Origin of the sequence: Lacrimispora sp. (assembly GCF_032078915.1) — a bacterium.
Lineage (GTDB): Bacteria > Bacillota > Clostridia > Lachnospirales > Lachnospiraceae > Lacrimispora.
The window spans coordinates 153,633-173,480 of the sequence record NZ_DAMAUN010000002.1 but is presented as its reverse complement, the minus strand read 5'-3'; the positions used below and the strand labels follow the sequence as shown (position 1 = coordinate 173,480).

Below are 19,848 nucleotides of genomic sequence, written 5' to 3'. Positions count from 1 at the left end.
TCTTTTTTGTTCGTATATTTGTGTTTTCTGTACATAAAATGAAAATATGAAAAATAATATTGTTGACATTGCACATATCATATGATATTGTTTGAATATACAAAATAATGTAAATTGGTAAAAGCGAGTGAAGTTATGAAAAACAATTGTTTAGAAGCAGGGAACCTATATCAAAAAATAGGTCTAGTAAAAAATCTGTTGGCGCTGGATTTAATGTCCCGGAATGCGGGAGACCGGATTCTGCCTATCTCAGAGTATCAGGATAAATTCGGAGTGTCCAGGGGGACTATTCAGAACGCATTTGCCTGTTTAAAAGAGTGCAATGCTGTGACACTGGAGAATCATGGGCATCAGGGAACCTGCATCAAAGAGATGGATTACAAGAAGCTGCAGGAAAACTGTATGCGCAAAGAAATTCTTGGAATCATGCCCCTTCCCTATTCCGTGACTTATGAAGGCTTCGCCACAGCCATGTATACCCAGTTCGCACCGCTTAACTTTAATATGGCTTACGCCAGAGGTGCAGTAGGACGTATTGATCTGGTGGAATCAGGAACCTATCAATTTGCTGTCTGCTCCCAGTATGCGGCGGAACAATCCATTAAAGAAGGAAAGCAGATCGAGGCGGCAATTAATTTTGGGCCGGGCAGTTTCCTTTCCAGGCATGTACTTCTTTTAGGGGATTCCAGATATGAAAGCATTCAGGATGGCATGCGGGTAGCATATGACAGCAGCTCCATTGACCAGAGCTGCATTACCAAAAATATTATCCACGGCAAAAAGGTTACTCTGGTCCCAATCCGGACCCAGCAGACCGTAAGCGCCTTGATGGATGGTATCATAGATGCAGGAGTATGGAACTATGACGATATCCTAGAGCATAAGTACGAACCGCTGAACGTAGTTTTTTTAGACGAATCCGATTATAACAACCTGTTTTCGACGGCTGTAATGGTTATCAGAAAGGAGGACGAATATCTAAAGGCACTGCTAGAAAAGTATGTCAGCGTACCGAAGGTTGTAGAGATCATCCGGGAGGTAAGGGAGAAAAAAAGAGAACCCTATTTTTAAAAGTTATCTTTATGAAGCAAAGTACAAAATAATGTATATTGATATTGGGAGGGAATCCAATGGATTTAAAAGACATATTAAACCAGCGTTTGGATATTCTGGAAGAAAACCATGTGATTTGCAAAAAAGTTGCGGATTATTCCAGAAAAGCAGTGGAACGGATCCTGGAAGAAAAACCTGACACAGAGGAGGATAAGGCAGCAATGTTCATCACCCATCTGGCCATGGCAGGACAAAGAGTTTTAGACGGGGTTGTGGAACACCCTTTGGATAACACGCTCCTTGATGGAATAAAAAAGGAACCGGTTTATCAAAGAGCGGAAGTGTTAAAAGAGGAACTGTTAAAGGATACAGATATCCAGTTCCCGGAAGCAGAACGGAATTTTTTGACCGTTCATCTATGCAATCTGCTTTCATAACAAGGTATCAGGGCCAAATGGTCTTTTTAAGAAATGATACAGGATAAAAGGAGGATAGAAGCAATGAAGATTGTGGTTGGTGGTCAGATTGATAAGGAAGAAATTGCCAGACTGGTGTCCTTACAGATGAACGGCCGGGCAGAGATCGAGATCAAGGGGGATTTAGATGCTGCATTGGGCGTGAAAAACGGAAAGTATGATTATTATGTAGGTGCCTGCAATACTGGCGGAGGCGGAGCGCTGGCTATGGCTATGGCCATGCTGGGTTCCAGGCTCTGTTCTACGATTTCCATGCCAGGAAATGTGAAGAGCGGAGATTTTATCAGGGAAGAGGTACAAAAGGGGAAAAAAGCATTTGGATTTACAGCACAGCACAAAGAAGAGGTCCTTCCGGTTCTGCTTCAGGCAATCATTGAGAAAGAGGAGGTTTCATAGGTATGAAATACATAGTTATTGCATTAATCGGGGCGTTGGCTTCCGTTTTATCCAATCAGGGGATTGCAGTATTTAATGACGGTTTCCGGCCAATTGTGGGGCAGTATTTTAACGGAGAGATCAACCGAAAAGAATTGGCAGCCATGAGCTTTGCCATCAGTTTCGGTCTGGTCATCGGTTTTGGTATACCGACTTCCATTGCAGCAAGCATTATTTTGATCCACTGCCTGCTGTTAACTACTGATATCATCGGATCCTTCTGTAATAACAGCAGGAACGGGATGATCCTTTCCGCTGTCATCGGAGCCGCTTACGGCCTGGCGATTCTGGCCGGTCTGGAGTTTGTTGTAAAACTGTTCAGCTATATGCCATATAACTTCACCAGTGATTTAGGAAGCGTTTCCGGTTATATAACAGTTGCATTTGCCGTATTCCCGGCGGTGGGCATCGCTTACCAGCACGGCTTTAAAAAAGGATTGACCGCCGCAATTGTAACAATACTTGTATATTTCCTTGTAAAAAAATTCGGTACCTTTGCTATTGGGGCAGGCAAGGTTTCTTTGAATGCAGAAGGCATGGCAATGCTTGCAGGTATGATTATGATGATCGTTTATGCTGCTCAGCAGAAAGGAACGGAGCATGCCAATGAAGTGCTGACTCAGGGCTTTGAGGGCAATATTTTACGAATTCGTAAAAACTGGCTGTTGCTGGCGGTTATGGGCGGTCTGATTGCAGCCGGAACCAGCCTTGCAATTATCGCCGGAGATCCCGCTTCCCTGGCCCTTTTAGCCAACCAGGAATACAGCAACGCCGGTTTAACTGCATTGGCAAGAGCCATTGGTTTCATACCTCTGGTATTTACTACTGCCATTGTGACAGGTGTGTACGGTGCGGCTGGCTGCACTTTTGTATTTGTAGTTGGACTGTTCCTCCATGGGAACCCGCTTTTTGCCTTTGTACTGGGATTTGCTGTCATGGTGGCAGAGATTTTCCTGATCAATATTTTTGCAAAATACATGGATAAATTCCCGGGAGTCAAAGATATGGGAGAGTATGTGAGAACATCCATGAACAAGGTTCTGGAAATTTCTTTGCTTGCAGGCGGTATTGTTGCTGCTGAAAAAATGGCCGTTTCCTCATCAGGATACACTGGAATCGGAGCACTGTTTGTAATCGGGGCCTTCCTGTTAAATAAGAAAGCGAAAAAACCGATTGTTGACCTGGCTGTTGGTCCTGTGGCCTGTATCGTTTTCGGAGTGCTGTTAAACCTGCTTCTCATAATTGGTCTTATTGCAGTGCCGGCAGCAAAGTAACTGGTAATTAATATGGAAAGACTTGAAACATATGCAAAGAAAACATTTTTGGCACTTAAAAATCCCTATTGCACTGTGAACCAGGTAAATCCCCGCGTCATTGACCTGGTTGCTCCAGCTCAGAAAAAACATGGGTTTGCCTGGTATACCGGAATCAAGGATACTCCGGTCATTCCCGAAAAACTAAAAGAACGTCTTAATGATTATGGCTTTTTATTCCATACCGCCGATAAAATGGCTTTCGGCGGAAGAGCGGTGGATTTACAGCTTATCAATCCCATTACAGGAAAATGGATGACCGGCTCCAGCAGCGGTACGGCCCTCAATGTATTCTATGGAATCAATGATGCCGGAATCGGAACAGACGGCGGCGGCAGTGTACTGGCACCTGCCGCTGCGCTCAATCTTTATGGATTTATCTCTCCCTTAATCGAGCAGGATCATATGAGGCAGCATTCAAAAGCTTCTACTGATGGAATCGTATTTTCTCCCGGCATTGGCGCCATTACCAGAGATTTAAAGACCCTGGAACATGTTTTGGACCCATTGCTTGGAATAAGCCTGACAGAGGAATCCGAAGATAGGAATACCGGTTGGGAGTGGAAAGAGGTACCAATCGAACAACAGCCCCATATTTATGGGGGCCGGGAACCATTGATCCAATACTTAAACGGAATCATAAAGCCGGGGACCATCCTGATCTCAAGGGAAGGACCGGTGGATGTGAATGCCATGGGAGACAGTATTTACGGCCATTTCGATAAGGAAACAGAAAAGTGCCAGGCTCATTCAGGAAAAGGGCTGATGCGGGTGGTAAATATGTGCGGAAAATCCGCACTTACCGTTCCTTCCAGTGAATTGGGGTGCTGTACCGTTCTGATCTGCGAAAGTAAAAGGGAGGACATTGAAGCAATGTTCCGAAAGGCCAGAGTGCTGGTCTGTAAAAGATCCCAGCTGATCGAGCGCTACTTTATGAATTTTGATATGTATTTCTAGTGCAGAAACGACGGGTCAAATATGAGAGTAATCTCTCCCTTTGTCCCTTGGAGGCCAAGGTTGAAAGAAAAACGTCTTTCGATCTTGAGTATGTGAACAGATGCCCCGCTTTACCGGGTACCGCGCGCCCCGCTTCATCGGGCGTTAACCGGATATGCAGGCATATCCATTGATTCATTAGGAGACAAAACATGGAAAAAGGTTATACTTTGATGCATGAACACATTACCATAGACTTATCCGGAGTAAAAAAAGACCAGGATTGCCGGCTGGACTGCTTTGAGGAAACGAAAAGCGAGCTTCGCTGTCTGTATCAGCTTGGAGTCAGGCGCATTTTAGATGTGACGAATATGGGCATGGGAAGGAATCCGGAATACGTGAGCCGTATGGAAAAAGCCACTGGCATCCGAATCTTGCAGTCGACCGGTTTTTATAAAGAGCCGTTTCTTCCGGATTTTGTGTATTCCATGTCTGAAACAGAGCTGGCCAAACTGGCAGAGAAGGAGTTGACGGAAGGAATAGGGGATTCCGGCATCAAAGCAAGGGTCATTGGGGAGTTTGGAACCAGTAAAAGCACCATGACGGATATGGAAAAAAAGGTATTTCATTCCATGGCTTTGGCAGCGGTGCGGACCGGTTCCGTTGTAACTACCCATACAACCCTTGGAACAATGGCTTTGGAACAGGCCATATATTTAAAAAATGCCGGGATAAGGCCGGAGAAAATTATTATCGGCCATTTAGACCTTTCCCAGGATTCGGATTATATTCTTTCGGTTCTGAAGGAAGGCGTCAATATCGGATTTGATACTGTAGGAAAAAATAATTACTGTCCAGACCGGTTCCGTACAGAAACGTTAAAGCGAATCGCAAAAGAAGGTTTCCTGGGGCAGGTAGTTTTATCTATGGATATTACCAGAAAATCTCATTTAAAGGCATGGGGAGGTTTAGGTTATGCTTATCTGTTTGAAACTTTTCTTCCCATGCTTCGGGATCATGGTTTATCCGAGGAACAAATCGATATGCTGCTGATTAATAATCCGGACCGGATTTTGAATTAAGGAGGAAGATAAAATGCAGACCTATCCGTTATCCAGCATCTCAGTAGAGGAGGCAGCCAGACTGCAGTTTAAAGTGATCGATTGTATCACAAAGTCATTCAGCGGCCGCGAGATTTTAAACCGTGGAGATTTAGGGGTTGTTCCGGGGCTTAATAAGCCGTTAACCACGAAAAAAGCAGAACGTGTTATTGCGGATCTGTTTGAGGGGGAAGCCTGTATCCTGGTAAGAGGAGCCGGAAGCGGAGCTATAAGAATGGGACTCCACAGCATATTAAAACCGGCTGAAAAAATCCTGGTGCACAAGGCGCCTGTTTACAGCACGACTGCCACATCTCTGGAAATGTTATATATTCCGACCGTAGAGGCCGATTATAATGATCCGGACGATATACGCCGGGTGATAAAAGAAAACAATGACATTAAGGGCGCCCTCATCCAATACACAAGGCAAAAACCGGATGACCGCTATGACATAGCCCAGGTAATAGAAACAATTAAGGGATGCATTGATATTCCCATATTAACTGATGATAACTACGCCGCCATGAAAGTGAGCCGGATCGGCATTCAGTGCGGCGCGGACCTTTCCTGTTTTTCCTCATTTAAGCTGTTGGGCCCGGAAGGCGTAGGAATTATCGTAGGAAAGGCTTGTTATATTGAAAAGTTAGTGAAAGAAAGTTATTCGGGAGGTACACAGGTTCAGGGTCATGAAGCCCTGGATGTGCTACACGGCCTTGCCTATGCGCCTGTGGCCCTGGCCATCCAGGCCCAGGTAAATGAAGTATGTGTAAAACGTCTGAACGCAGGTGAAATCCCTCAGGTAAAACAGGCATTTCTGGCAAATGCACAGTCAAAAGTACTTTTGGTTGAGTTTTATGAGAACATTGCAGAAAAAGTCCTTAGGGAAGCCGAAAAGCTGGGAGCAGCACCGAATCCAGTAGGAGCAGAATCAAAATACGAGCTGGTTCCCATGTTTTACCGGGTATCCGGTACCTTCCGGAGTACGGATCCTACACTGGAAAGCCGTATGATCCGAATCAACCCGATGCGATCCGGGGCGGATACCATTATGCACATTATAAAAGAAGCTGTAGAAAGAGTGATATAAATGTTTTTAGAGCAGACCTTAAAACGAAACCCGGAACTGATCAAAGCCTCCTTTGAGCTTCATCAGAGCGGGCTGATCCAACCGGATTCTTATGTGATAGACGTGGATACCTTTCTGGATAATGCATCTTTCATGTTAAAAGAAGCAAAAGAAAAGGAGATCCGGTTGTTCTTCATGCTGAAACAGGCCGGAAGAAATCCCTATCTGGCAAGGAAACTGGTGGAACTGGGCTACGAAGGGGCCGTTGTAGTGGATTATAAAGAAGCCAAAGTTATGATGGATCACCAGATCCCGATCGCAAACGTCGGGCATCTGGTACAGATTCCCACTGCCCAGGTTGAGGAGATCGTAGCATACCAGCCTCAGATGATCACGGTATATTCCGAAGAGAAAATCAGTCAGGTCCATCAGGCGGCAAAGAAACTGGGGCTTTCCCAGGAGATCATTCTCCGTGTTACCAGCGATTCCGATATGATCTATTCAGGGCAGACTGCAGGGTTTCATATTGATGCGTTAAAAGATCTGGCAGTACGGGTCAAAACACTGTATCCCTGTGTAAGAATTGCAGGTGTCACATCTTTCCCCTGCTTTTTATATGATGAAACTGTCCATGACCTGATATCTACCAGGAACATGGATACCGTAAAACATGCGGCTAAGATCTTAAAGGAGTGCGGATTGCATGTAACCATCCTCAATTCGCCTTCCGGCTCCTGTACCTACGCCCTGAACAAGATCAAAGAAATGGGAGGAAACTGTGCCGAGCCGGGCCATGGCCTGACCGGAACGACTCCAATGCATGCGCACCATATGCTGGAGGAAGTCCCATGTGTTACTTATGTAAGTGAAATATCCCACAATTTTAAAGGGCAGGCCTATTGTTACGGCGGCGGCTATTACCGGCGTTCCCACGTAAAGTCTGCACTTGTTGGGACCTCTTATGATAATTACACCGAAATGGGGGTTATTCCGCCTTCCAATGAAAGCATCGATTATCATTTCGGCCTGACGAAAGAAGGGACAGTAGGAGATACTGTGGTCATGGCATTCCGCTATCAGATCTTCGTTACCCGGTCGGATGTGGTGCTGTTGGAAGGATTGAAAAATAAAAAACCGCAAATTGTTGGAATATATGACAGCATGGGGAAAAAGCTATGAAAAAAAGATTGATCGTTATCGTATTGGACGGATTTGGCATCGGAGCCATGGAAGATGCACGTCTTGCCAGGCCGGGAGATGAAACGGCTAATACCCTTAGAAGCATCTTAAAGGACTATCCCGATCTAAAGCTCCCGGCACTGGAAAAACTGGGACTCATGAATGCCTATGGAGAGGAAAGTGCCTCCATGAAATTCTCACATAAAGCAAATTTCGGAAGCTGCGAGCTTATGCATTATGGAGCAGATACGTTTATGGGGCATCAGGAAATTATGGGAACACTTCCGAAAAAACCAGAAGTTCATCCTTTTCAGGAGAAAGCAGACGCAGTAAAAGCACACCTGGAGGCTAATGGACATCAGGTACAGGTCATAGAACGGCAGGGGCTGCGCTATTTACTGGTAGACCAGTACGTGACCGTAGCTGATAATCTGGAAGCAGATTTAGGGATGTGCTACAATGTAACGGCTCCTTTGGATATGATCTCCTTTGAAGAGGAATATGCCATAGCCAGAAAGGTAAGAGAAGTAGTAACCGTAGGCAGAGTGATTGTGTTTGGAGGGACCGGAAATACCATGGAGGATCTCTGGAATGCCGAAGAAGTGAAAGAAGGCCGTTTTATCGGCATTGCCTCTGCAAAATCCAAGTCCTATGATCAGGGCTACCAGTGCAGACACTTAGGCTATGGGGTGGATCAGAACGTACAGGCCCCCACGATTCTTACAAAAGCAGGGTATGACTGTACTCTGATTGGAAAAGTGGCGGATATTGTATCCAATGACAGAGGGTTAAGCATTTCCTGCGTACCAACACAGGAAGTGATGGACTTAACATATCGGGAAACAGTAGCCATGAATCAGGGCTTTTTATGTACCAATGTGCAGGAAACAGACTTAGCCGGGCATTCCCAGTCCACCATGGTTTATAAAAAGATCTTAGAAATCGCAGACCAGGGAATCAGCAGGCTTTTACCGGAACTGACTTCCCAGGACATTCTGGTGATCATGGCCGACCACGGAAATGATCCCAATATCGGTCACAGTAAGCATACCAGGGAGCGTGTCCCCCTTCTCGTTTATAAAAAAGGAATAACAAGAAAAAGGCTGGGAAGGAGAAAAACTCTCTCTGATATTGGCGCAACCGTATGTGATTATTTTGGCACAGATGCTCCGCAAAACGGTGAATCCTTTCTGCCGGTTCTTAAAAATTGATGGAAAAAAATTTAGCTTCATCAAGCTGCGAATATTCCGATTGACACCGTAAAAGAATCATGAGGGAAACGGCTAAGGCCGCCCCCCTCATGATTCTTTCTTTTCCTATGAGATTACTCAACCGTCACTGACTTCGCCAGATTCCTTGGCTGATCCACATCCAGATCCTTTCCCACAGAAGCGTAATATGCAATAAGCTGAAGCACAACTGCGATTGGAAATACCGTGAACCGGTCGCCGATTTCCGGAATATTGATCTGAACATCGGCAATCCCAGGCTCAATCTTTGCTTTCTCCTTTGTCAATAAAATCACAAATGCACCTCTTGCCTTTACTTCCCGGATATTGGAGATGGTTTTTGAAAAAATCTTCTCCTGAGTAGCAATGGCAATAACCGGAACCTGATCCGTTATAAGAGCAATAGTACCGTGCTTTAATTCTCCCGCAGCATAGGCTTCCGCATGAATATAGGAGATTTCTTTTAATTTCAAAGCCCCTTCCAGTGAGAAGGCGTAATCAAGACCCCGCCCGATAAAAAAGGCATCCGGCTCATTGATTAAGTGTGTTACTAAGGCCTTTACCTCATCCTTTTTTTCAATCATAGCCTCCATGGCCGGTATGGCATCAAGCAGCTTTTTAATAAAGTCTTCGGCTTCCTCATGGTCATAATTTCCCCGGACAAAGGCCATCCGGCAGCATACCATATAAAGGGCCGCAAGCTGAACAGAGTATGCTTTGGTGCTGGCAACTGCGATTTCCGGGCCTGCATGAGTAAAGAGAACATAATCACTTTCTCTGGCAATGGTAGACCCTTTTACATTGACCACAGAAAGAGTAGAAGCGCCACAGGCCTTCGCCAGACGCAAAGCCGCCAGGGTATCAATGGTCTCCCCTGACTGGGATATGATGATGACCAGGGTATTGCGATCAATGAGCGGCTCTTCATAACGGAATTCAGAAGCAATGGAAACCGTAACAGGGATCCGAAGAAGCGGCTCCATAAGAGCCCTGGCCACCATCCCTGCGTGCATGGCAGTACCGCAGGCCACGATATGAACCTGGGTACACTGTTTGAGCACTGTATCCGGTATGCCGTCATCGCCAAAGTCCGGAAGTCCCTTTACCAGGCGCGGCAATATGGTGTTTTTAAGGGCCTCCGGCTGTTCATGGATCTCCTTCAGCATGAAATGGGGGAATCCGTTCTTCATGGCAGCATCCATGTTCCAGTTTACCTCCATCATCTCCGGTACTTCTTCCTGCTGTTCTAGGTTATAAAGATGTACCTTATAGGAGGTGAGTTTAACAATATGATTCTCAGGAACCACAAAGTACTGCCTGGTGTATGGAATGAGGGCAGTTAAATCCGAAGCTACAAAAGAACCGGATCTTGTATAGGCCACCACCAGAGGGCTGACATTGCGGATAGCAAAGATATCACCGGGATGATCCTCAAACATCACGCAAAAGCTGTAAGAACCTTTTAAATAGGCGGTAAATTTTGAAATAGCATCCACAGGATCTCCCTGATAAATGCTCTCCAAAACCCAGGCAGCCACCTCGCTGTCTGTTTCAGAGCGGAGCTTTCCCTCCAGATGAAAATCCAGAGTAAGCTGATGATAATTCTCTATAATGCCGTTATGAACCAGGGTAATCCGCCCGGCCTGATGGGGATGGGTATTCTGGGTCGTTACACCTCCGTGGGTTGCCCATCTGGTATGTCCAAGACCACAATGGGACACCTCAGTGATTCCTTTGCATTCTTCCTTTAAATTAGATACTTTTCCAGTATGTCTGATCAGACGAGTATGAGAATTCTCCATAAAAAGAGCAATGCCTGCGCTGTCATACCCCCGGTATTCCAGCTGGGACAATCCATCAAGCAATATTCTTTTAGAGTCTAATGGTCCTGTATATCCAATAATTCCACACATAATTTTACAATCTCCTTAAATTTTCAATTTGTGTCTGCACTCGTCTTTAAAAATGGCAAACAAAAAAACAAGCTGTCTGGCTCCAAATTTAAAAACGGCAGCTATTTTATTACATTCTGTTTTAAGTCCCCGGTTCCAACGCGTTTGTTTTGCAGTTACCTGCATATTTCACGTGGGATACACGCCCGGAGGGGCATGGAAGGGCATCCGCCGAATATTCGATAACCCTTCACCTCGTCAACCCTTGATGCCATTTTTCCAGGGAAAAATGTTCACGACCGCATCAACTGGTGCATGGCGCTTAGCTTTGCTATTGTTATTTATGCCTCCTTCATAAATCTAGTTTATTATAGCCTCTGATCGTTTGTGCGTCAATACTATGATTTACATTCATTTTACGAAAAGCTTCTTTTTCATTTTACATCTAATCTATAAAATGAGTTTTAGATATGCAGAAAGGAATAATGATCTATGGCAAGTTTGTCTTTTGTAAATGTGTGTAAAACCTATAAAAACGGCCTCACCGTTGTAAAGGATTTTAATCTTGATATCAAAGACAGGGAATTTTTGATCCTGGTCGGCCCATCCGGCTGCGGAAAGTCTACGACACTTCGCATGATAGCAGGGCTTGAAGACATTTCTTCCGGTGAGTTGTGGATAGACGGACAGCTTATGAATATGACAAGCCCCCAAAGCAGGGACTTATCCATGGTATTCCAGTCTTACGCTCTCTATCCCCACTTAACGGTCTATCAGAATATGGCCTTTGGCTTAAAGGTACATAAAGTCCCGAAGGAAGAAATAGAGAAACGAGTCGGCCGCGCGGCGGAAATCCTTCATGTCAGCCATTTGCTTGACCGGAAACCTTCTGCCTTATCTGGAGGGCAGAAGCAGCGGGTTGCCATCGGAAGCGTTATTGTCCGCCAGCCAAAGGCATACCTGATGGACGAACCTCTATCCAATCTGGATGCCAAGCTGCGGGCACAGATGCGTGTAGAGCTTGCTAAAATCCACAGAGAACTGGGAGCAACCATCATTTACGTTACCCATGACCAGGTGGAGGCAATGACCCTTGGCACCAGGATCGTAGTCATGAACAGCGGTGTGATCCAGCAGGCAGCAGCTCCAAATGACATTTATCAGAATCCAGTCAATAAATTTGTGGCAGGCTTTATCGGTTCCCCCTCCATGAACTTCCTGCCTGTCTGGGTAGAGAGAAGAGAAGGGAAGATCTGCCTGGAATTTGGCAAAAACAAACTCTTTGCCAATGAAACCTGTGCAAAGCGGCTGGTGGATGGCGGTTATGTGGGAAAGCGCGTTTACCTGGGGATCCGGCCTGAAGATTTCCATGAAGCAGGACCAGAAGAACAGAAGCTCTTTTTGGATGTGGATATGAAAGAAGTCCTTGGGGCGGAAATACTTTTCCATGGCCGAATCAACAGGGATGAGATATGTGTACGGTTAAGTCCCAATGTTAAGGCAGAATCCGGCGACCGTTTACCGGTTTATGCGGATATGGAACGGATTAAACTGTTCGATATGGATACGGAGCAAAATATTTTATACGTTTAAGGAGCTATCTTATGAACCTAAGAACAATTGTAAAGAAAGCAGGGCCTTATGTCTATATGGTCCCGGCAATGGCAATATTTGCAGTATTCCTGTTTTTCCCGTTTTTCAAAACGATATATTTAAGTTTATATAAAACCAATAAAATGGGTCAGGCCAAGCTTTATGTAGGTCTTTTAAACTATAAGGACCTATTAAATTCCCCGTCTTTTTTCAACAGCCTTCTGGTAACAGCAGTATTTGTCATAATTGTCGTTTCAGTGAGCATGCTTTTGGGGCTCGTTGCTGCGGTTCTTTGCAGCAGAACCTTTCCCGGGATCCGGATCTTCAGCACTGCTTACGCACTTCCAATGGCCATTGCTTCCAGTTCCGCTGCCATGATATTTAAAATCATGCTTCATCCTTCCATTGGAATCGTTAATAAGATCCTGGGATTCCATATCAACTGGATCAGTGATCCCAAGTATGCCCTGGCCTGTGTCGCCCTGTTGACAGCCTGGCTGAACAGCGGAATCAATTTTCTTTATTTCAGCGCCGGGCTCAGCAACATTGATGAGACCATTTATGAAAGGGCCTCTGTGGATGGAGCAAATGCCGTTCAGAGATTTTTCTTCCTGACGCTTCCCGGCTTAAGCCCTATCATGTTTTACACCCTGGTGGTCAATATCATTCAGGCTTTCCAGTCCTTTGGCCAGGTCAAGGTCCTGACTCAGGGCGGGCCCGGGGAATCTACCAATTTGATCGTTTACTCCATTTACCGGGATGCCTTTTTTAACTACCGCTTCGGGAGTGCAGCCGCCCAGTCCGTGCTGTTGTTCCTCATCATCATGATCCTCACCTTATGTATGTTCCGCTTAGAAAAGAAGGGGGTAAGCTATTGATGGAATCCATTATCACCGCAGCCTCCAAAGATATGAACCAGGATGAGCTGGAAAAACTGAAGCAGTCTGCCAATCAGAAGGCCCTTTTCCGCAGAAGGGCGGGAAAGGTGGCTCTTGTAATCATAAACCTGGCCGTGGCCGTGTTTGTTTTGCTTCCGCTTTTGTATGCGGTGAGCATTGCATTCATGCCTTCCAGTGAACTGTTCACAACTGATATGAACTTAATCCCAGGGAATCCGACCCTTGAGAACTTTCGTCAGGCCATGGTTAAAATCCCCTTAAACCGTTTTATTGTCAATTCCTTTTTTGTAGCAGGCTGTATCACATTCGGGCAGATCTTATCCTGTTCCCTTGCGGCATTTTCTTTTTCCTTTCTGGATTTTAAGGGAAAAAACCTGCTGTTCATGATTGTCATGGCAACCATGATGATACCGGGAGAGGCAACCATCATCTCTAATTATTTGACCGTAAGCGGGCTGCAATGGCTTGACAGCTATAAGGTATTAATTATTCCTTATCTTACCTCTGCCATGGGTATTTTCCTTTTCCGGCAGTTTTATAAATCTTTTCCTGTATCCTTATATGAGTCCGCAAGAATTGACGGTTGTTCCAACTTAAGATTTATTTACAGCATCCTGATCCCTCTTACCAAATCAGCGATCGGGGCCATGGCAGTCTATACCTTTATCAATGCCTGGAACATGTATATGTGGCCTCTTCTTGTTACCGGCTCAGACCGCATGAGAACGGTTCAGATTGGAATCGGCATGCTGGACAGCGTGGATTCCCAGTCCATTTCCATGATGATCGCAGGTGTTGTCATGATCATCATTCCATCTATCTCTGTTTTCATTGCAGGGCAGAGACAGTTGATCCGTGGTATGTTCTCAGGAGCAGTCAAAGGCTGACCTGGTTCAGACGTCCGACGAGCCGCCAGGCGTATCGGACTTCAATATAAAAAATAAAATTTGGAGGAAAGAAGATGAAGAAAAGAGCACTTGCCATGAGTATGGCAGTCATGATGGCAGCAGGAGCATTGTCCGGCTGCGCCAGGCAGACAGGAACAGAAACGAGCAGTGCCGGTTCGACCGCTGCAAAAGCTCAGACGACTGCCGCCCAGACTGCTGAAAGCTCTGGCAGCCCGGCAAACACAACCATAACCTTCTGGCATTCTATGGGAGGTGTAAACGGAGAAGCCATCGATACTCTTGTAACGAAATTCAATAAGGAAAACACTTCCGGCATTACCGTAGAAGCCCAGTATCAAGGCAGCTATGACGATGCCATCAACAAGCTGAAAAGTGCTCAGATCGGCAATATGGGCGCTGATCTGGTCCAGATTTATGACATCGGTACCCGTTTCATGATCGATTCCGGCTGGGTCATTCCCATGCAGGAGCTGATCGATGAGGACCATTGGGATTTAACTCAGGTGGAGCCAAACATTGCAGCCTATTACACCGTAAATGGAAATTTATACTCCATGCCTTTTAATTCCTCTACCCCGATCCTCTATTATAATAAAGACATCTTTACGAAAGCCGGCATCACGGAAATTCCTGACAGCCTTCCGGGAATTGAAAAAATCGGCGGCGATCTTATTGGCAAGGGCGGAGCAGGAGAGGTAATATCCTTAGGTATTTATGGCTGGTTCTTCGAGCAGTTCACCTGCAAGCAGCAGGCTCACTATGCCGACAATGGAAATGGAAGAGAAGAAGCGGCGACGGCTGTTGATTTCGATAAAAACGGAGCCGGTGTCAAAACCTTAACAGCATGGAAGGATTTATCGGATAAGGGTTATGCTCCTAATGTGGGACGGGGCGGTGATGCAGGGCTTGCTGACTTCAGTGCAGGCAAAGCAGCTATGACACTGGGCTCCACCGCATCTTTAAAACAGATATTAAACGATGTGAACGGCAAATTCGAAGTAGGAACCGCATATTTTCCTAAGGTGAGCGACGATGATAAAGGCGGCGTTTCCATTGGCGGAGGTTCCTTATGGGCATTAAACAATGAGGATCCGGCAAAGCAGCAGGCTGTATGGGAATTTGTTAAATTCCTTGTTTCCCCGGAAAGCCAGGCCTACTGGAATTCCCAGACCGGTTATTTTCCTGTTACGGTTGCCGCTCATAACGAAGCCGTGTTCAAAGACAACATTGCACAATACCCTCAGTTTAAAACAGCCATTGATCAGCTTCATGATTCCACACCTCAGTCCGCCGGAGCGCTTCTCAGTGTATTCCCTGAAGCAAGGCAGATCGTGGAAACAGAGATCGAGAACATGATCAACAACAAGGGGACTCCGGAAGATGCAGTTGCTAAGATGGCAGAAAGCATCAATAAGTCCATTGAAGACTATAATCTTATTAACAATTAATAACATTTAGAGAGGATATTGACAGATGAGAACAAAGGTTTGGGCTCACAGAGGCGCTTCCGCTTATGCGCCGGAAAATACACTGGAGGCTTTTGAACTGGCCATCAGGCAGAAAGCAGACGGAATTGAACTGGATATACAGATGACAAAGGATGGAAAGCTGGCTGTAATACACGATGAAACCATTGACCGCACCTGTGATGGTACCGGTTACGTAAAGGATTTCACCATGGAAGAACTAAAAAGGTTTTACTGCAGCAAAATCCAGCCGGAATCTGGCACCTCAGTCATTCCCGAACTGATCGAAGTACTGGAGCTTGTAAAGCCTTTTGATCTCACTGTTAATATTGAACTGAAGACAGGAGTATTCCGCTACAAAGGAATTGAAAAGGAAGCATTAACACAGGTAAAAAGAGCTGGGTTGGAGGAACGGGTCATCTATTCCTCCTTCCATCACCCCAGCATTGTGAAGGTGAAGAAATTAAATCCCAAAGCATTAACCGGACTTCTCTTTTCAGATGGTTTCATTAACGTTCCAGGATACGCAAAATTAATAGGGGCTGATGCACTTCACCCGTCTCTTAACCTCCTCCGGTCTAAAAAACTGATTAAGGAAGCAAGGAAGAAGAAGCTCCCTCTTCATGTCTGGACCGTGAACGATAAAAATATGATGGAATACCTTGCAGAACTGGAAATTGAAGCAATCATAACCAATTATCCTGACATTGCAAAAGAAATTGTAAATAAGAAAGGAAAAACATATGATACGATTAGTAGCATCTGACATGGATGGAACTCTTTTAAACCGATATGGAAAGGTTTCCTCCTTAAATATTGCCGCCATTGAAGCTCTTAAGCGGAAGAACATCGGTTTTGTTGTCTGCACCGGCAGAAGCTTTGCCGATGCTTCCAGCCCCTTAAAGGAAGCTGGAATTTCCTGCGATATTATCTGTATGAATGGTGCTGCCGTTTTTGACAGTTATGGAAGACAGCTGCGAAAACAGCCGCTGTTAAAAGACCAGGTAAACCGCATTCTTAATATTTGCCGGCCGTTTTCAGTACTTTATGATTTTATGACAGAAGAGGGAAGTTACACCACCTCCACCATGGAAGACTTCCGGAAAAGCTTTGAGGATAAGATTTTTCTTCCCATGGTTTCCGATGAGCATACCTATGAGACCATTGCAAAGCGGTTTCATTTTACAACAGAAGAAGCGCTGCTTGGGTCTTCATGGGAGATATATAAAATGTCTGTTGTCCATGAAAACCCGGAGATCTTAATGCAGATTCGCTGCGCTCTGGAAAAAGAAGAAGGGATCTCAGTTGCTTCATCTGCCCCTTCCAATCTGGAATTGACTCACATAGGTGCGCAAAAGGGATCTGTCCTGATGGAATATGCAACAAGCACCAACATCCATCCCAGGGAAATCCTTGCCATTGGAGACAGTGAAAACGATCTTTCCATGCTCAGCCTTCCTCTGGGGTATACCATAGCCATGGGCAATGCCTCGGAAGTGATAAAACGCAGCGCACGCCTCATAACCAGAAATAATGATGAAGATGGGGTTGCCGTCGCCATAGACTCTTTGATCCTTTCGGAAGCAGCCGCAAATTATTGATTCTTTTACCAATCTTAAAAAACATCAAATCTTTTTCTCTTTTTTAGTCCCCAGATTACAGGTACAAATAAACCTGGCTGCGTTACGGCCATTGGCCGTAGTTCAACCAGGCTATACTGTTTTGTCAAATATGCTGCTACATGGATAAAATTATTCTGTTAGCCCGCTAAAAGCTGTTTTATGGCCGTTCAGCATAGTTCCCTGAGCACTTTTCTGCTTTTTGACAGCAAGAATATACTCTATGGTTTCCAAGCGGGTATGGTGTGTTATAAATACCCTTACGAACCCCTTACTAAACAACTTCGGCCAAAATCGGCGCAGTTGCTTTTATTGTTTCAACAATACTTTTCTGGTTCAGTTGAGCATTGTAAGGCTGGTGCGGTTCTTCTATCCTCTTTCATGATTTTTATAGTGGTCAAGGTGAATATTTTGTGTTACAATAAATAGCTGATTGACTGATAAAATTAAGAGAAAAGCAAGATATCATAGGCATATTTCTGATAGAATAGATGGGATCTGCCATAGAAAATATTGGAAAGGATTAATTATTCGATCATGGATTATGAGGATGAATTAGACCGTATGCGGGACCGCAAAAGCCGGGAGGGCAGTAAAAGGACGAGGAGCGCAGATAAAACTCCTCCGACACAAAAAAAGCGCCAGCCGCAGACGGTAAGAGGAGATAGAACCTATTATAGTACAGGTGACGGAAGAAACCCGCGTGCACGATATAACGGACCGCAAAACGGCACCAAACATAAAGCGGATAAAAAACGGAAACGAAAACACAAGCAGCGAGTAATATTAATGGAGCTTGCAATTTTGGCGCTGGTACTGCTTGGCGTATTTTTTCTGTTCAAACAGCGCACGCATCAGAAAGGTTATTGGACCATTGCCGTTTTTGGCGTAGATTCCCGGGATGGAAAGCTTGAAAAGGGAGCTCTGTCCGATGTGGTGATGATCTGCAACATCGATAAGGCTACCGGTGAGATAAAACTGGTATCGGTTTTCAGAGATACATATTTAAAGATTGACAGCAAAGGAACCTATCACAAGATTAATGAAGCCTATTTTAAAGGCGGTCATAAACAGGCAGTGGATGCACTAAATGAGAATCTGGATCTTAACATTGACGATTATGCTACCTTTAACTGGAAGGCTGTTGCTGACGCCATTAACATTCTAGGCGGAGTCGATTTGGAAATTACAGATTCAGAATTCGCTTATATCAATGGTTTTATTACGGAAACTGTTAATTCCACCGGAATCGGCTCCTATCAATTGAAAAAAGCAGGGATGAACCATTTAGATGGAGTACAAGCTGTGGCCTATTCCAGACTCCGTCTCATGGATACGGATTTTAACCGGACAGAGCGCCAGCGTAAGGTGATAAGTCTTGCAATGGAGAAAGCAAAAAATGCTGATTTTGGTACATTAAGCACTCTGGTTTCTACCGTATTTCCGCAGGTATCTACCAGCATTGGCATAAATGATGTTCTGTCCGTGGCCAAAGGAATCAACAAATATCACATAGGAGAAACAAACGGTTTCCCATTTTCACGCACTACCATGAAGATCGGCAGAATGGATTGTGTTATCCCTACCACATTAGAGAGTAACGTCATCCAGCTCCACCAGTTTCTTTATAATCAGGCTGATTATTCTCCATCATCAGCGGTGAAAAAGATCAGCGACAAGATCGCCCAGGAAAGCGGCATGAAAGATCCTGGAAAGAATGCTCCAACCGGCGGAAGTTCTGGAGGCAAGAAAAAGGATAATTCATCATCAAAAGATACCGCTCCTGCACAAACGGAAGCTGCCACTGAGGAAAGTGTGAAAGAGACCACAGCAGAAAGTACGAAAGAAGTGATCCCGGAAACAACCGAGCAGGAGAGGACGGAAGTTCCCACCAACGATGACGGAAGCCTGGTTGGGCCTGGGGCCAATATAAAAGAAACAAAGGAAGAGAAGAAACCGGAGAAAGAAACGGAAAAGGAAACAAAACCGGAAAAAGAAGCCGAAGAAAATCCGGGAGTACAGGAAGGTCCGGGATCTGACGGAGAGATCGGTCCAGGAGAATAAGGAGAAAGGAAATTATTTATGATTTTATCTGATAAAACAATTCTTCGGATGCTAGAGAATAAAACGCTGACAATATCACCAATGGAAAAGCACCAGATTCAGCCTGCCAGCGTAGATATCAGACTTGGGAATACGTTTTGTGTCGTTGACGATACAAGCAATGGGATTATTTCCTTAAATGATGAGATTCAATATAAAATCATAGAAACGGATCGGTATTTACTTCTGCCCGGACAGTTTGTACTTGCCACCACCATGGAATATTTCTCTTTGCCAGATAATCTGACGGCCTTTGTGGAGGGCCGCAGTTCCTTGGGAAGGCTGGGGCTGTTCATTCAAAATGCAGGCTGGGTGGATCCGGGATTTAAAGGTGAAATCACATTAGAACTTTTTAACGCAAACAGATGTGCGATCGAGCTATGTGCAGGCCGCCGGGTAGGACAGCTTGTTTTTGCACAATTAGATGATCATGCTTTAAATCCGTACAACGGAAAATATCAGGGACAAAAGGGTGCAACGGCTTCAAAAGTTTTTATGGATATAGATTCGTAACGAAAAAAGGAGATCAAGGCCAGCTGAACTTATCGGCGGCCCTGATCTCTTATTTTGATGAATAA

Annotated in this window: 18 protein-coding genes; 17 read left to right on the top strand and 1 reads right to left on the bottom strand. The window is 45.0% G+C overall.

Annotated elements, in window-relative coordinates; all coding sequences use genetic code 11:
* The first annotated feature begins 135 nt into the window (after nucleotides 1–135).
* From yhfZ to RT269_RS01815, 9 genes are all read left to right on the top strand, one after another.
* Nucleotides 136–1,071 (top strand): GntR family transcriptional regulator YhfZ, encoded by a 936-nt coding sequence (yhfZ, locus tag RT269_RS01855; protein ID WP_313180304.1) that lies wholly within the window; start codon nucleotides 136–138, stop codon nucleotides 1,069–1,071.
* Nucleotides 1,072–1,130: 59 nt separating this feature from the next.
* On the top strand, nucleotides 1,131–1,490 hold the full coding sequence (locus tag RT269_RS01850; RefSeq protein ID WP_313180303.1) for a PRD domain-containing protein: 360 nt from the start codon (nucleotides 1,131–1,133) through the stop codon (nucleotides 1,488–1,490).
* A gap of 63 nt (nucleotides 1,491–1,553) precedes the next feature.
* Nucleotides 1,554–1,925, top strand: a complete 372-nt coding sequence (locus RT269_RS01845) for a DUF2620 domain-containing protein (protein ID WP_313180302.1) — start codon at nucleotides 1,554–1,556, stop codon at nucleotides 1,923–1,925.
* A 2-nt stretch (nucleotides 1,926–1,927) separates the two neighbouring features.
* Entirely contained in the window at nucleotides 1,928–3,238 is a 1,311-nt protein-coding gene (locus tag RT269_RS01840) for a YhfT family protein (RefSeq protein WP_313180301.1), read from the top strand.
* Between the two features lie 12 nt (nucleotides 3,239–3,250).
* Nucleotides 3,251–4,234, top strand: a complete 984-nt coding sequence (locus RT269_RS01835) for an amidase family protein (RefSeq protein WP_313180300.1) — start codon at nucleotides 3,251–3,253, stop codon at nucleotides 4,232–4,234.
* 191 nt (nucleotides 4,235–4,425) lie between these two features.
* Nucleotides 4,426–5,295: a phosphotriesterase family protein gene (locus RT269_RS01830; protein WP_313180299.1), complete on the top strand. Its 870-nt coding sequence runs from the start codon at nucleotides 4,426–4,428 to the stop codon at nucleotides 5,293–5,295.
* A 13-nt stretch (nucleotides 5,296–5,308) separates the two neighbouring features.
* Complete coding sequence (locus tag RT269_RS01825; RefSeq protein ID WP_313180298.1) at nucleotides 5,309–6,403, top strand: aminotransferase class V-fold PLP-dependent enzyme; 1,095 nt, start codon at nucleotides 5,309–5,311, stop codon at nucleotides 6,401–6,403.
* Nucleotides 6,404–7,561, top strand: coding sequence for an alanine racemase (locus RT269_RS01820; protein ID WP_313180297.1), 1,158 nt, complete (start codon nucleotides 6,404–6,406; stop codon nucleotides 7,559–7,561). It begins immediately after the preceding gene.
* A complete protein-coding gene (locus tag RT269_RS01815; protein WP_313180296.1) occupies nucleotides 7,558–8,772 on the top strand; it encodes a phosphopentomutase in 1,215 nt (404 codons plus the stop codon). The genes RT269_RS01820 and RT269_RS01815 overlap by 4 nt, the downstream gene beginning before the upstream one ends.
* 113 nt (nucleotides 8,773–8,885) lie before the next feature.
* On the opposite strand, the gene glmS is transcribed toward RT269_RS01815, so the two are convergent.
* Nucleotides 8,886–10,703: a glutamine--fructose-6-phosphate transaminase (isomerizing) gene (glmS, locus tag RT269_RS01810; RefSeq protein WP_313180295.1), complete on the bottom strand. Its 1,818-nt coding sequence runs from the start codon at nucleotides 10,701–10,703 to the stop codon at nucleotides 8,886–8,888.
* A 471-nt stretch (nucleotides 10,704–11,174) separates the two neighbouring features.
* Between glmS and RT269_RS01805 the strand changes: the two genes are divergently transcribed.
* The 8 genes from RT269_RS01805 (at nucleotide 11,175) to dcd (ending at nucleotide 19,783) form a co-directional block, all read left to right on the top strand.
* Nucleotides 11,175–12,275, top strand: coding sequence for an ABC transporter ATP-binding protein (locus RT269_RS01805; protein ID WP_313180294.1), 1,101 nt, complete (start codon nucleotides 11,175–11,177; stop codon nucleotides 12,273–12,275).
* Between the two features lie 11 nt (nucleotides 12,276–12,286).
* Nucleotides 12,287–13,153, top strand: coding sequence for a carbohydrate ABC transporter permease (locus tag RT269_RS01800; protein ID WP_313180293.1), 867 nt, complete (start codon nucleotides 12,287–12,289; stop codon nucleotides 13,151–13,153).
* A gap of 32 nt (nucleotides 13,154–13,185) precedes the next feature.
* A complete protein-coding gene (locus RT269_RS01795; RefSeq protein WP_442913810.1) occupies nucleotides 13,186–14,061 on the top strand; it encodes a carbohydrate ABC transporter permease in 876 nt (291 codons plus the stop codon).
* A gap of 74 nt (nucleotides 14,062–14,135) precedes the next feature.
* Nucleotides 14,136–15,530, top strand: a complete 1,395-nt coding sequence (locus tag RT269_RS01790; RefSeq protein WP_313180291.1) for an ABC transporter substrate-binding protein — start codon at nucleotides 14,136–14,138, stop codon at nucleotides 15,528–15,530.
* A 25-nt stretch (nucleotides 15,531–15,555) separates the two neighbouring features.
* Nucleotides 15,556–16,314, top strand: a complete 759-nt coding sequence (locus tag RT269_RS01785) for a glycerophosphodiester phosphodiesterase (RefSeq protein WP_313180290.1) — start codon at nucleotides 15,556–15,558, stop codon at nucleotides 16,312–16,314.
* Nucleotides 16,292–17,149, top strand: a complete 858-nt coding sequence (locus tag RT269_RS01780; protein ID WP_313180289.1) for a Cof-type HAD-IIB family hydrolase — start codon at nucleotides 16,292–16,294, stop codon at nucleotides 17,147–17,149. The genes RT269_RS01785 and RT269_RS01780 overlap by 23 nt, the downstream gene beginning before the upstream one ends.
* Nucleotides 17,150–17,704: 555 nt before the next feature.
* On the top strand, nucleotides 17,705–19,231 hold the full coding sequence (locus RT269_RS01775) for an LCP family protein (RefSeq protein ID WP_313180288.1): 1,527 nt from the start codon (nucleotides 17,705–17,707) through the stop codon (nucleotides 19,229–19,231).
* An 18-nt stretch (nucleotides 19,232–19,249) separates the two neighbouring features.
* Nucleotides 19,250–19,783, top strand: coding sequence for a dCTP deaminase (gene dcd, locus RT269_RS01770; protein ID WP_313180287.1), 534 nt, complete (start codon nucleotides 19,250–19,252; stop codon nucleotides 19,781–19,783).
* Nucleotides 19,784–19,848: the final 65 nt, after the last annotated feature.